Raw genomic sequence first — 13,927 nt, 5'->3', positions numbered from 1 at the left:
TTCCTCACATCCGGAAGACGCCGAAGCGGTCGGTTCCGGCGACTTCTCCGGAGTGGATCGCGGACAGGCTGAGGCCCAGCACCGTCCGGGTGTCGCGGGGGTCGATGACGCCGTCGTCGTAGAGCATCCCGGACAGGAACGCCGGCAGAGACTCCTTCTCGATCTGGTCGGCGATCGCGGTCTTGAGACCGTCGATGGTCTCCTGGTCCATCTCCTGACCACGGGCGGCGGACGCGGCCGCGGCGACGGAGGTGACCACGTCGGCGAGCTGCTGTCCGCCCATGACCGCGGACTTGGCGCTGGGCCAGGTGTAGAGGAACCGCGGGTCGAACGCGCGGCCGCACATGCCGTAGTGGCCGGCGCCGTACGAGGCGGCCGTGATGAGTGACAGGTGCGGCACCTCGGAGTTGGAGACCGCGTTGATCATCATCGCGCCGTGCTTGATGATGCCGCCTCGCTCGTACTCGGAGCCGACCATGTACCCGGTGGTGTTGTGCATGAACAGCAGCGGGGTGTCGTAGCGGTTGGCCAGCTCGATGAACTGGGTGGCCTTCTGGGCCTCCTCGCTGAACAGGACGCCGCGGGCGTTGGCGATGATGCCCACGGGGTAGCCGTGGATCTCCGCCCAGCCGGTCACGAGGCTCGCGCCGTACATCGGCTTGAACTCGTCGAAGTCACTGCCGTCCACGACCCGGGCGATGATCTCACGCGGGTCGAACGGGATCTTGAGGTCCTCGGGGACGATCCCGAGCAGGTCCTCGCCGCTGTAGAGCGGCTCGATGACCTCCGCGCGCGGGGTGCGTCCCTGCTTGGACCAGTTGAGCCGGCGCACGATGCCCCGCGTGATGCGGGCGGCGTCGGCCTCGTCGTGGGCGAAGTGGTCCGCGAGACCGGAGACGCGGGCGTGCATCTCTGCGCCACCGAGGGTCTCCTCGTCGGCGATCTCACCGGTCGCGGCTTTGACCAGCGGCGGGCCGGCGAGGAAGACCTTGGAGCGCTCCTCGATCATCACGACGTGGTCGCTCATGCCCGGCACGTACGCGCCGCCGGCGGTGGAGTTGCCGTAGACCACGGCGATGGTGGGGATGCCGGCCTTGGACAGTCGTGTGAGGTCGCGGAAGAGGGCGCCACCGGGGACGAACACCTCTTTCTGCGTGGGCAGGTCGGCGCCGCCGGACTCTACGAGGCTGATGACCGGGAGTCGGTTCTTCTGTGCGACGTCGTTGAGGCGGAGGATCTTGCGCAGCGTCCAGGGGTTGGACGTGCCGCCCTTGACCGTGGGGTCGTTGGCGATGAGGAGGCACTCCACGCCCTCGACCACGCCGATCCCGGCCACCACGGAGGCGCCGGTCTGGAAGTCGGACCCCCACGCGGCGAGTGCGCACAGCTCGAGGAACGGGGACTCCCGGTCGAGGATCATGTCGATCCGCTCGCGGGCGGTGAACTTGCCGCGCTCGCGGTGGCGGGCGACCTTGCGCTCGCCGCCGCCGGCCAGCGCCGGCTCGAGGTCCGTGGCGAGCTGGTCGAGCTTGCCCTCCATGGCCTCTCTCGCGGCGCCGAACTCGGCGCTGGTGGTGTCCAGTGTGGAACGGAGGATTGTCATGCCGTGTACCCCAAACGTCGTCCGGCGAGGGTGGTCAGGATTTCGGTCGTGCCGCCACCGATGCCCAGGAGTCGGACATCGCGGTACTGGCGGCTGACCTCGGACTCGGACATGAAGCCGAGCCCTCCGAAGAGCTGCACCGCCTGGTTGGCGACCCATTCGGCGCACTCGACGGCGGTGTTCTTGGCGAAGCAGACCTCCGCGATGGCGTCGTGTCCCGACACCGCCAGGTTCACGCAGTGGTGCGTGTAGGTACGGGCGAGGTCGATACGACGGGCCATCTCGGTGACGGTGTTCTGCACGGCCTGCCGGGACAGCAGCGGGCGCCCGAAGGTCTCCCGCTCGCGGACCCAGTCCAGCGTGAGGTCCAGGCAGCGCTGGGCGTGCGAGTACCCCTGGCAGGCCAGGGCCGCGCGCTCGCCGACGAAGCCGATGGCGATCTGGGCGAACCCGTCGTTCTCGTTGCCCACGAGATTCTCCACCGGCACCCGGCAGTCGGTGAACGTCAGCTCGGCGGTGTCCGAGGCGCGCCAGCCGAGCTTGTCGAGCGGGGCCGAGATGTGGAATCCCGGGGTGTCGGTGGGGATGACCAGCAGACTCACGCCCGCGGCGCCCTTGAGCTCCTCGCCCCCGGTGCGGACCGCGGTGACGACGAAGTCGGCGCGCGTGGCGGAGGTGATGTAGGTCTTGGCCCCGTTGACGACGTAGTGGTCGCCGTCCCGGCGGGCCGTGGTGGTGAGGTGACCGACGTCCGACCCGCCACCGGGCTCGGTGATGGCCAGGGAGCCGATCATCTCGCCGGCGAGGGTCGGCTTGACCCAGCGCTCGATCTGCTCCGGGGTGCCCGACTGGGCCAGGTGCGGGGTCGCGATGCCACAGGTGAACAGCGACGCGAACACGCCGCCGGACACGCCGGCCTCGTGCAGCGCCTCGCACACCACGAGCGAGTCGATCGCGTCACCGCCACCGCCACCGACCTCCTCGGGGAACGGGACCCCGAGCAGGCCCAGCTCGCCGGCCTTGCGGTGCAGCTCGCGCGGGATGGCACCCGCGGCCTCCCACTCGTCCAGGTGGGGCAGGATCTCCCGCTCGGCGAAGCGGGTCGTGGTCTCGCGCAGGGCGAGACGCTCTTCTGAGTACCAGGGGTCACCGGGTACGTGCGGTGGGATGGTCACTCGTTCTCCTTCGCGTGGGCCGGTGCGGCGGTCACGGGGGCGTTGATGTGGTCCGGGATGTCGACGACCCGGGAGCGGAGCCACTCGGCCAGGCCCTTGGCCTGCGGATCCCAGCGGTAGCCGTGGGCCACGCCCTTGCCGAGCAGCCCGTCGATGACGAAGTTGACCGCGCCCAGCTTGGGCAGCTCGTAGCGCTCGATCGGCAGGTCGGCGGCCTCGGGCAGGAGGCGGCGCACCTCGTCGACGGTGAGGGTGTCGCGCATCCAGGCGTAGGCCTCGGCGTCGCCGGCCCACAGCCCGATGTTGGCCGTGCCGCCCTTGTCGCCGGAGCGGGCCCCGAGGACGTCGCCCAGCGGGCGCCGGGTGGTCGGACCCGTCACCGGGCCGGCCGAACCGAGCGGGTTGCCCTCGGCATCCAGGCCGTCGGAGGCGTGGCCGTCGCCCATCTCCTCCATCACGGCGGGCGGGTCGATGTCGACCCGGGTCCCGTCGGGCAGGACCGCGATGTGCGGCACCTCGTTCTGGTCGAGGTAGGCGGGGATGTACACGCCGTATGGTCCCCCGCGTCCGGGAGGGGCGCTCGGGGTGGCGCCCGGGTAGCTGGACAGGGTCATGGCTACGGCGGCGTCGGAGAACGCACGCCCGACGACGTCTTTGTCGGGGTCCCACGCGACGATGGTCATCATCGCGGTCGCGGCGGCCTGGGTGTCGGCGTCGGGGTGGTCGGTGCGCTGCAGCCGGAAGTCCAGCTGCGCGGGCTCGCGCTCGAGCCCGGCGCGGAACTGTCGCTCGACCAGGGCCGCCTTGTCCTCGATGTCCAGGCCCGTGAGCAGGAACGTGATCTCGTTGCGGAAGCCACCGAGGCAGGTGACGGACACCTTGGTGGTGAGCGGGGCCGTCTCGCCCACGACTCCGGAGATGCGGACGCGGTCCGGCCCCTCCTGCTCCACCACGGCGGTGTCGAGGCGGGTGACGACGTCGGGGCCGCCGTAGCGCGCGCCGGTGACCTCGTATAGCAGCTGCGACGTCACGGTGCCGACGGTGACGGCTCCCCCGGTCCCCGCGTGCTTGGTGATGACGGAGGTGCCGTCGGCGGCGATCTCGGCGATCGGGAAGCCGGGCTTCACCGGATCGGCGATCTCGCCTCGGTTGAAGAAGGCGTAGTTCCCGCCGGTGGCCTGCGTGCCGCATTCGATGACGTGGCCCGCCGCGGTGGCGCCGGCGAGCGCGTCGAGATCGTCGCGACCCCAGCCGAAGTGGCTGATGGCCGGGCCGACGATCACGGAGGCGTCCGTGACGCGGCCGGTGACCACGATGTCGGCGCCGGCGTCGAGACACCGGGCGATACCGAAGGCACCCAGATAAGCGTTGGCCGTGACCGGGAACCCGGCGTCGGAGGGGACGTCGAGCTCACCTATCCGGGCGATGAGGTCGTCGCCCTCGACGTGGGCGACCTTCGCCGGCAATCCCTGTCGGCTCGCGAGTTCGCGGATGGCGTCGGCCAGGGCGGCCGGGTTGACGCCGCCCGCGTTGGCCACGATCGTGACGTTCTTCTCCAGGGCCAGTGCGAGGCAGTCCTCGAGCTGGCGCAGGAAGGTCTTGGCGTAACCGAGCTCGGCGCTCTTCATCCGGTCGCGACCGAGGATGAGCATGGTGAGCTCGGCCAGGTAGTCGCCGGTCAGGACGTCGAGTTCGCCGCCCTCGAGCATCTCGCGCATCGCGGAGATGCGGTCGCCGTAGAACCCGGACATGTTTCCGACCCGCAGTGGGGTGCTGTTCACGGTCATGCTCGTGCTCCCTTCTCACGGCCGCCGCCGGGGAGGCCGGCGAAGGCCTGGGCGATGTGGAGCCAGCCCAGCGCGTCCTCGCCGTCCGCCTCGAGAGCGGTGTCGTCGAGGTGCACACGCTGGGTGACCAGCAGACAGAAGTCGAGGATCGGGCCAGTGACGCGCTGCTCGGCGTCGGCGGGACCGAACTCCAGAACGGTGCCGTCGGCCTGCGTGAGGGCGACGTGGACCTCGGAGGCGGGGGCCTCGAGACCGTTCATCATGTAGGCGAAGGCGCGGGTCTTGTAGCCCAGGCGGGCGACGTGCGGAAGGGCGCCGAGGAAGGCCGGGTCGGCGTCGACGGCCACGCCGAGCGCGTCCGCGACGTCCACGCCGTGTGCCCATGTCTCCATGATGCGAGCGGTGGTCATGGACTTGGACCGCATGGGCGGGCCGAACCACGGGATCTTCTCCCCCGGGTCCGCGGCCTTGAGGGCGTCGGCGAGTTCGCCCCGGGCGAGGCGCCAGCGCGCGAGGACCTCGTCGCGGCCGGTGGCGGCGATCTCGGCCGCGCCGGCGTCGACGAAGCCGGTGGGGTCGGTCATGGCCTTGTCCACCACGGCCTGGAAGGCCTCCGCGTCGCGGATGGCGGTGACGGAGACCTCGTCGGTCCAGGCCAGGTGGGCGATCTGCATGGCGACGTCCCAGCCCTCGGCCGGGGTGTCGGTGTTCCAGCGATCGGCCCCGGCGGTCTCGACGAGCTCGTCCACCCGGGCGTTGAGTGCGGCGAGGGCCGCGTGCGGATCCTCCGTCTCGGAGGGCTGGGGGTTGGTCATGGCGAGAACGATCCCACCTCCCCCGGAATAAAGCAAGCGCGCTTGCTTGCTTTTGTTCACGACCCCTGGAAGTCTCTGCCGTGGTGATCCCCGTCACTCCCGACGCGGGACGCCCCGACCCCCTTACGGAGACACCGTGCGACTAGATCTCACCGGGATCGACCCCGTCGACCACGCCCTGGCCCGCCGCTGCTCGGTGGGTGACCTCCCCACCCGGGCAGCGGCCACCTTCGCGGGCCGGACCGCCCTCACGGACGACGCAGGATCGTGGACGTATCTCGAGCTCGAGGCCGTGTCCAACCGGTTCGCCCACGGGTTGACCGCGCACGGGATCGAGGCGGAGGAGCCGGTCGCGATCCTGTCGACGAACTGCCGCGAGTTCGTCGCCACCTACTTCGGGACGGCCAAGGCGGGGATGGTCTCGCTGCCCATCAACCTCCTGTCCGGGCTCGACAACATCGCGCACGCCCTGACCGACTCGGGCACCCGCATCCTCGTCGTCCACGGCTCACTCGCGGAATTGGTGATGGGAGCAGTCGCCGCCATTCCCGCGATCCGCACCGTCGTCGTCGTCGGAGGGGTCCCCGACGGCCTGGAGGCCACCGCCGACGGTCCCGCGCTGATCGGGTGGGACGACCTCCTGGCCGACGACGACACCAGTCCCGACACGGTGATCGGCGACCGTCAGGTCGTGCAGTGCCTCTACTCCTCCGGGACGACCTCACGCCCCAAGGGCGTCCTCACCTCGCACCTCGCGGTGACCATGGCCGCGCTCGGCAACGGGGCCATCTTCGGCCTCAACTGGGGAGCCGAGGCCTCGGTCACGGTCTGCCCGCTCCCCCTCTTCCACACCGCCGGCCTCAACGGGGTCCTGCTGTCCGCCGTCACCATGGGCGCGACCGTCCACCTCCTGCCGGGCTTCGACCCGGTCCAGTACGCCGACACCGTCGCCCGGGTCCGCGCCACCCACCTGGTCGGCCTGCCCCTCATGCTCGAGGCACTGGCCGACGGCACGGACCGCGGACTGGACCTCTCCTCGATCCAGTTCCTCCTCTACGCCATGGCCCCCATGTCTGCGGACATGCGCACGCGCCTGGAGGCTGCGCTCCCCGACGCCAAGATGGTCCTGGCCTCTGGCATGAGCGAGTGCACCCCGGCCACCGTCATGCAGTGGCCCGAGCTGAACCCGGACAAGTCCGACTCCTGGGGTTACCCCACCCCGATCGCCGAGAACCGGATCAGCGAACCGGGCGCCGGCACGCTGGTGCCCACCGGCGAGGACGGCGAGATCGTCTACCGCGGCCCGACGGTCATGGAGGGCTACTGGAACAACCCCGAGGCCAACGCCGCGGCGTTCGTGGGCGGCCGCCTGCACTCCGGTGACCTCGGGCGCATCGACGCCGAGGGCGTCGTGTGGTTCGCCGACCGCGTCAAGGACATCGTCAAGTCCGGCGGCGAGAACGTCTCCTCGCTGCACGTCGAGCGGGTCCTCATGGACCACCCGCACGTCGCGGAGGTCGCCTGCGTCGGCCGCCCGGACCCGAAGTGGGGCGAGCTCGTGATCGCGGTCGTGGTGCCCGCCGCGGGCGCTCCGGCAGAGGACGAGCTCAAGGGCTCGGTCATGGAGTTCGGCGCGGAGCGTCTCTCCTCCTCGCACCGGCCACGCGACGTCGTCGTGGTCGACGCCATCCCCCGCACGGCGACCGGGAAGATCCGGAAGGTCGAGCTGCGCGCAGCGCGCTGACAGGTCCGGGTCAGGGGCCTACCTCGAGGAGCTCGCCGGGGATCTCCAGGCGAACGGTCGCGAGGTCGGCTCCGAGCCCCGGCCGCAGCACCTCGCCCCGTGGCGGGCGGGCGACGAGATTGACCGCCCGGAGATTGGGCAGCAGGTAGCGCCGGATGTCCATACCGTCGAGAGCCGGGATGAGCTCACGGATCCGCTCGACGGTGAGTTCCCCGGCCAGCCAGGCGAACGCCGAGTCGTCCCATGTCCACACCGCGATGTTGACCCCGCGGCCGACCACGCCGCGGCGCACACTCGCGACCGAGCCCAGGACGGCGACGACCGGCTCCCCGCCCGGGACGGCGCCCGGGGCCCACGGGGTCGGCAACTCCCCCGGCCCGATGGGCGCGGTCTCGACCGGCACCGGGACCGCGACGCGGGCGCCGTCGGGCAGGACGACCGAGTGCCCCGACTCCCCCTGCGCCAGTGGGCGGGCGAGCCGCACGGGCCGCCGGTCCTCCCGGGCCCCGCGGGTCATGGCGACCACCGCCACGACCTCCGGGGCCGGCTCCCCGCGCGCCCCGCTGATACGGACCCGGTCCGTGCCCTCCTGCGCCAGGCGGAGCGAATCGAGCCGCAGCACCACGTCGGGAGCCGCGTAGCGGGCCCCGGCCACGCCGTCGAGGAGCTGGTCGGTGACGGTCCCCACGGTGACCGACCCGAAGGCGGACGGATGGCGCGTGACGACCGCGCACCCGTCGTCGGCGATCTCTGCGATGGGGTACCCGCCGGTGACCGGATCGGTGGTGCGGGTGACGTCGGTGGTGGAGTCGACGACCCCCGTCGCGCCGGGGCCACCGGAGAGCACGTGCCCGACCGCGACCGATCCGGCCAGGGCGTCCAGGGCGGACGGGGTCCAGCCGTGGTGGGCCGCCGCGGCGCCGACGACGAGCGCCTCGCGACTGACGCGCCCGGTGACGACGACGACGGCACCGGCAGCCAACGCTCGCGAGATGCCGAACGCGCCGTGACGCACCGTCGCGACGTCGACCTGACCGAGACCCAGATCGACCGCCCTGTCCGTCACGTCCCCGGAGTCGACGCTGGCCACCGCGAGCTCGACCCCCGACTCGCGGGCCAGCTCACGCAGTGCGGATGCGAGCCCCTCCGGGTCCAGAGCGCCGGCGTTGGTGACGATCCGCACTCCCCCGGCTCCGAGCCGCTCGAGGCACTCGCCGATCTGGACCAGCGCCGCCGCCTCGTAACCCGGGCCGCCCGTCGCGCGCTGCCCGGCGAGTTCGAGCATCGCCTCGTCCGAGAGCATGTCGAGCGCGAGGACGTCCAGGGTCGCGGCCGTGAGGAACTCGGCCGTCGCCGTGGCGCGATCGGCCCGCGACGCCGAGACGTTGCCGATGCGCAGGGGACTTCGGGTACTCGTCATCGATCCTCGGACTCCTTGTCGATCAGCGGTGGGCGCCTACCCCAGCATGCTCCCCGTGGCGGCGAGGCGGGCGTGGAACGAGAAGGCGTCCTCGAGGATATGCGGCGTGTTGCCCGCGTCGGGACGGGCCTCGGCCCGATCGAGGTACTCGTGCAGGAGGGGCCGGAAGGCCGGGTCGGCGCACCGGTCCACGACGAGGCGCGACCGCTTGCGCGGGCTCAGCGCCCGCAGGTCGGCGAGACCGTGCTCGGTGACGATCACCTGGACGTCATGCTCCGTGTGGTCGACGTGCGGGACCATCGGGACGATCGCCGACACGGCCCCGTTCTTGGCCGTGGACGGGCTCAGGAACATCGACACGTACCCGTTGCGGGTGAAGTCGCCGGACCCGCCGATTCCGTTCATGATCCGGGTCCCGCCCACATGGGTGGAGTTGACGTTGCCGTAGACGTCGGCCTCGAGCATGCCGTTCATCCCGACGATCCCCAGTCGCCGGACGATCTCCGGGTGATTGCTGATCTCCTGCGGACGCAGCGTGATGTGGTCGCGGTACAGCTCGAAGTTGTCCACCAACTCGGTCAGCCCGTCCTCGGACAGGGCCAACGCGGTCGCCGAGGCGTGGGCGACCGTGCCCTGCCGGATGAGCTGGAGCATCGAGTCCTGGATGACCTCCGAGTAGCAGGTCAGATCGGAGAACGACCCCGCCGCCAGCCCGGCGAGGACGGCGTTGGCCACGTTGCCGATCCCCGCCTGCAGCGGGAGGAGACTGCCCGCCGGCATCCGGCCGCCGGCGACCTCGTGGTGGAAGAACTCCAGGACGTGGCCCGCGATGGCGTCGCTCACCGCGTCCGGCTTGGTCAGGGCGCTCGCGGAGTCCCGCTGGTCGGTGGGCACCACGGCGACGACCTTGGCCGGGTCCACCTCGAGCAGGGGCTGGCCGATCCGGTCGTCGGCCCGCGACAGCATGATCGGCCTGCGCTGCGGCGGGAGCGCGGTGCCGTAGTAGATGTCGTGCATGCCCTCGACGCCGTCCGGGATCCACGAGTTCACCTCGAGGATCACCTTGTCCGCCACGTCGAGCCAAGTCTTGTTGTTGCCCACCGACATCGCGGGGACGAGCTTGCCGTCCTCGGTGATCGCGGCGACCTCCACCACCGCGACGTCCACGTCGCCGTAGTAGCCCTGCCACACCTGCTGCGCCACGTGCGAGAGGTGGACGTCCACGTAGTCCATCTCGCCGGAGTTGATCTTGCCGCGGGCCGTCGGTTCGCTCTGATACGGCATCCGCAGTGCGATTCCGTCGACCTCGGCGAGCAGCGCCTCGGCCTCGTTCGCCACGGACGCACCGGTGAGCAGGTTGACGCTGAAGTCGCCACCAGCCGCCCGCACCGAACGGATGCGCTCGGCGAGGGCCGGCGCGAAGGCCTTGGGCGTGCCCGCGCTGGCGAACCCACTGATCGCCACCGTGTCACCATCGGCGATCCGCTCCACAGCGGAGGCCGCGTCGGTGACCAGCCCACGGAAGTGGGGATGGCGGATGCGTGAGGGGTCGTACGCGGTGCCCCGCTGCTGGACGGAGGTGCTCATACGCGGAGCCTATCGCCGGTGTCGGAAATTCCATTTTCGACGAAGACGTGATCACCCCCACTCGGTGCCGCTCCGATCTCCGCAGGTCTCCGGTCGGACGGGGTCCGGGCGGATAGACTCGGCCGTTCAACCCCGCCGCGTCCGCCAGGAGTGAACCCTTGTCCCCCAGGACCGCACCGATCCCCGACCGCATCGACCAGGCGCGCGCCAACTGGGAGCGCGAGGGGTGGGCGGACGCTGCCCAGGGGATGACGGTCGTGACCTCGGTGATGCGGGCCCACCAGATCCTGTTGGCCCGGGTCGAGGAGACCCTGCGACCGTGGAACCTGTCGTTCCCCCGCTACGAGCTCCTCCGACTGCTCGCCTTCTCCCGTTCGGGAGCGCTGCCCATCACCAAGGCCTCCGAGCGCCTCCAGGTCCACGTCACCAGCGTCACCAGCGCGATGAAGCGTCTTCTCGACGCCGGGCTGGTGGAGCGACGACCGCACCCCACGGACGGGCGGACGACCCTGGTGGAGATCACGGACGCGGGCAGGCAGGTGGTGGCCGAGGCGACCGCGGCGCTCAACTCCGGCGTGTTCGCCGACCCGGGGATGGACGAGGGCGAGCAGGTGGCGCTCATCGAGGCCATCGCCGCGCTGCGCCGGTCCGCCGGCGACTTCTGACATACGACACCGCGCCCGGCCCCCTCTCGGGTGGGGCCGGGCGCGGCTGTTCGGGGGAGGGAATCTCCCGGGGCCGTGAGCTCCGGGGTTCCGTCAGGTGTGGATCAGGGCACCTCGGTGGCGAGGGTGCGGTCCTCGGTCATCTCGGCATCCGCGTTCATCACGTTCTTGCTCGACTCCGTCATGGCCACCACGCACAGCATGGACATGGCGGACAGCAACGACAGCATGATCCCGACACCGAGCGTGTTGCCCGCGGCGACCATCGCGGCGGCGGCCAGCGGCGGCAGTGCGCCACCGAGGATGCCGGCGAGGTTGTAGCCGAGGCCGGCGCCGGTGTAGCGGTACCGGGCCTGGAACAGCTCCGGCAGGAGTGCGCCGGCCGGGCCGTAGGCGATGCCGAAGATGATGAGCGTGACGAAGAGGACGATGGCGAACGCGATCGGCGACCCGGTGTCGAGGATCGGGAAGACGAACAGTGACCAGACCACGGCCAGCGCCACCGAGGTGCCGATGACCTTCTTGCGGCCGATCCGGTCGGAGTACATGGCCGAGATCGCGATCGCGGCGCCGAAGATCAGGGCGGCGATCATGCCCATACCCAGGACGAACGGGCGGGTGTGCTCGAGGTTCTTGGTGGCGTAGTTCGTGAGGAACGAGGTGCCCATGTAGAAGAGGGAGAACAGCGAGGTGAGCGCGCCACCGGCGATGAGGATCTCCTTCCACTGGTAGCGGAGCGCATCAGCGAACGGCAGGGTCTTGGGTGCCGCGTCCTCGGAGGCCAGGGCCCGGTCCTGCTTAAAGACCGGGGTCTCCTCGATGGAGATGCGGATCCACAGGCCGATGAGCACGAGCACGGCGGACAGCAGGAACGGGATACGCCAGCCGTACTGCATGAACGGGCTGTTGACGTCAGAACTGTCGCCGGCGACCAGCGAGAAGATGAGGAACGTGCCCGAGGAGAGGAAGAACGCGAAGGCGACGCCCAGCTGCGGCCACATCCCCATCATCCCGCGCTTACCCTGCGGCGCGTACTCGGCCGTGAGCAGGGTCGCCCCGGCCCACTCGCCGCCGACCGCGAAGCCCTGGAAGAAGCGGCAGACGACGAGGAGCGTCGGGGCCCAGATGCCGATGCCGCCTTCGAACATTCCGAAGGCCCCGGTGCCGTACCCGGGGAGTAGGCCGATGAACACGGTGGCGATGCCCATGATGAACAGGGTCCACACCAGGGTGCGCTTACGACCGATGCGGTCGCCGAAGTGGCCGAAGAGCGCGGCGCCGACCGGGCGCGCGAAGAACGCGACGGCGAAGGTCGCGAACGACGAGAGTGTCGCGGCCGCCGCATCCTGGCCGGGGAAGAACAGAGTGGGGAAGACCAGCGCCGCGGCGGTGCCGTAGATGAAGAAGTCGTACCACTCGATCGTCGTGCCGATCGAGGAGGCCGCCGCCACCTTCGCGAGCGAGGTCTTCCTGGGCTCCGCTGACGGGTTCGGCGACTGTGGCGCCGCACCCCCGGCGGGAAGGTTCGTGGTTGTCAAGACAACTCCAAGTCTCGTGGGGCGCCGGGCGGGGCCCTGGCGCGGGACGTGTTCCCCGACGAGTGAACGTCGATTGAGCAAAAGGTATGTGACTGGGGCCACACTGGATACACCCGAAAGTGGATGGTCGGTGATCCGGATCACGTCGCGGCCGGGCGAACCCGGCACCGCCGGACCGGAAGCGCACCGCCGCGGGCGTCCCTAGGGTGACGGGCGAGACGCCGACCACGAGCCCGAAGGAGCGCGCCCGATGCCTCGACCCACCTCACGAGTGATCAGCGACCAGTCCCTCGACTTCCTCCGGTCCGGATACCTCTTCGCCTCGCGGGTGCGGCAACGCGCGGGGGTCTCCCCCGATTCGCAGGCCCCTGTCCGACTGCGGCTCATGGGACGCAGCGCCGTTCTGTTGCGGGGCGTGGAGGGTGTGCGGAACTTCTACGACGCGGACAAGGTGGAGCGCAACGGCGCCATGCCCGGGTTCATCCGGTTTCCACTCTTCGGCCCGGGCGCCGTCCACGGACTCGACGGCCGCGCGCACGAGGTACGCAAGAACGCACTGGCCGACATGGCCTATGACGACGAGCGCGCCGCACGGTTCTCCGAACTGGTCGCCGATGAACTCGAGGGGATGCTCGGCGACTGGGCGCGCAGCGGTACCGGCACGGTCTACGGCGACACCACCACGGCGTTCGGTCGGGCGGCGTTCCGCTGGGCGGGCCTACCGCTCACCCCGGCGGAGGCCGATCGCCGGGCCCGCCAGATGAGCAGGCTGCTCGACTCGTTCGGCCGCATCGCGACCAATCCGGTCGCCGAGGTCGAACGCGTCCGGCTGGACCGCTGGGCCACCGGCCTGATCCGCGCGGTGCGGGCCGGCGGACTGCGCGCGGAGCCCGACTCGGTCCTGGCGGCCATGGCCGACCTTCGGGACCCCGACGGCGCTGCAGTCGACGACCGGACCGCCGCCGTGGAGCTGCAGAACCTCACCCGCCCGACGGTGGCGGTGGCGCGGTTCGCCGCGTTCGCGGCAGTCGCGCTCACGGAGAATCCCGGGTGGGCCGCACGGATCCGGGAGGCCTCGTCGGCCGCCGGCCGGCTCTCCGATATCCCGGAGGCCGTCGCGTTCGCCCAGGAGGTCCGGCGGGTCTACCCGTTCGTGCCGATGCTGCCGGCGATGGCGACCTCGGACTTCGAGGTGCACGGATGCCCGGTGCACCGAGGCGAACGGGTGCTGTTGGATCTCCTCGGCACCGATACGGACCCCGATCACTGGGACGACGCCTCGACGTTCGACCCCGGGAGGTTCATGGGGGTCGAAGACGCCGAGCAGCTCGAGGCGTTCGTCCCGCAGGGCGGTGCGGGTGTCCGCACAGGCCACCGGTGCCCCGGCGAGAAGCTCGCGGTGGCCGCCCTGTCCGCCGCGGTGGCCGCGCTGAGCCGTCCGGAGGTGCGCATCAGCCGGGATCCCGACGATCTCACCTTCCCGTGGACGCGGATGCTCACCCGTCCCGCGACAGGGGTCCGGGTGACGTGGCAGGACCGGGAGACTGCGGCGCCGTAGACCCGCCCTCGCCGGCGCGTCGCCGCGCGACGAGA

General features: G+C 70.9%; 10 protein-coding genes. 3 read left to right on the top strand and 7 right to left on the bottom strand.

Translation table 11 applies throughout. The features are described 5' to 3' along the window. Positions 1-4 precede the first annotated feature (4 nt). The 4 genes from AC3DEV_RS02445 to AC3DEV_RS02430 are packed head-to-tail and all read right to left on the bottom strand — an operon-like array spanning position 5 to position 5,380. Positions 5-1,603 (bottom strand): acyl-CoA carboxylase subunit beta, encoded by a 1,599-nt coding sequence (locus AC3DEV_RS02445; protein WP_488371193.1) that lies wholly within the window; start codon positions 1,601-1,603, stop codon positions 5-7. Beyond that, positions 1,600-2,778, bottom strand: coding sequence for an acyl-CoA dehydrogenase family protein (locus AC3DEV_RS02440; RefSeq protein ID WP_488371192.1), 1,179 nt, complete (start codon positions 2,776-2,778; stop codon positions 1,600-1,602). The genes AC3DEV_RS02445 and AC3DEV_RS02440 overlap by 4 nt, the downstream gene beginning before the upstream one ends. Continuing rightward, positions 2,775-4,565: an acyclic terpene utilization AtuA family protein gene (locus tag AC3DEV_RS02435; protein WP_488371191.1), complete on the bottom strand. Its 1,791-nt coding sequence runs from the start codon at positions 4,563-4,565 to the stop codon at positions 2,775-2,777. The genes AC3DEV_RS02440 and AC3DEV_RS02435 overlap by 4 nt, the downstream gene beginning before the upstream one ends. Further along, on the bottom strand, positions 4,562-5,380 hold the full coding sequence (locus AC3DEV_RS02430; RefSeq protein WP_488371190.1) for a TIGR03084 family metal-binding protein: 819 nt from the start codon (positions 5,378-5,380) through the stop codon (positions 4,562-4,564). The genes AC3DEV_RS02435 and AC3DEV_RS02430 overlap by 4 nt, the downstream gene beginning before the upstream one ends. Before the next feature lie 136 nt (positions 5,381-5,516). On the opposite strand from AC3DEV_RS02430, the gene AC3DEV_RS02425 reads away from it, so the two are divergent. Next, positions 5,517-7,124: a class I adenylate-forming enzyme family protein gene (locus AC3DEV_RS02425; protein WP_488371189.1), complete on the top strand. Its 1,608-nt coding sequence runs from the start codon at positions 5,517-5,519 to the stop codon at positions 7,122-7,124. A 10-nt stretch (positions 7,125-7,134) separates the two neighbouring features. Here the strand turns inward: AC3DEV_RS02425 and AC3DEV_RS02420 are convergent, their stop codons facing one another. Next, complete coding sequence (locus tag AC3DEV_RS02420) at positions 7,135-8,544, bottom strand: acyclic terpene utilization AtuA family protein (RefSeq protein WP_488371188.1); 1,410 nt, start codon at positions 8,542-8,544, stop codon at positions 7,135-7,137. Positions 8,545-8,580: 36 nt separating this feature from the next. Then, positions 8,581-10,131 carry a succinyl-CoA:acetate CoA-transferase ScpC gene (scpC, locus tag AC3DEV_RS02415; RefSeq protein WP_341254758.1) on the bottom strand — a complete coding sequence of 517 codons (1,551 nt, stop codon included), beginning with the start codon at positions 10,129-10,131 and terminating at the stop codon, positions 8,581-8,583. Positions 10,132-10,289: 158 nt separating this feature from the next. Here scpC and AC3DEV_RS02410 point away from each other — a divergent pair, with 158 nt between their 5' ends. After that, positions 10,290-10,796 carry a MarR family winged helix-turn-helix transcriptional regulator gene (locus tag AC3DEV_RS02410; RefSeq protein WP_488371187.1) on the top strand — a complete coding sequence of 169 codons (507 nt, stop codon included), beginning with the start codon at positions 10,290-10,292 and terminating at the stop codon, positions 10,794-10,796. Positions 10,797-10,900: 104 nt separating this feature from the next. Here the strand turns inward: AC3DEV_RS02410 and AC3DEV_RS02405 are convergent, their stop codons facing one another. After that, positions 10,901-12,334, bottom strand: coding sequence for an MFS transporter (locus tag AC3DEV_RS02405; protein ID WP_132061506.1), 1,434 nt, complete (start codon positions 12,332-12,334; stop codon positions 10,901-10,903). Positions 12,335-12,584: 250 nt separating this feature from the next. Here AC3DEV_RS02405 and AC3DEV_RS02400 point away from each other — a divergent pair, with 250 nt between their 5' ends. Beyond that, positions 12,585-13,892, top strand: coding sequence for a cytochrome P450 (locus AC3DEV_RS02400; protein ID WP_488371186.1), 1,308 nt, complete (start codon positions 12,585-12,587; stop codon positions 13,890-13,892). Positions 13,893-13,927 lie beyond the last annotated feature (35 nt).

It is taken from the genome of Dietzia sp. IBK-p2-15D, from assembly GCF_057773105.1.
Note: the sequence above shows the minus strand (reverse complement) of the source record. Positions and strands in the feature narration are given on the sequence as shown.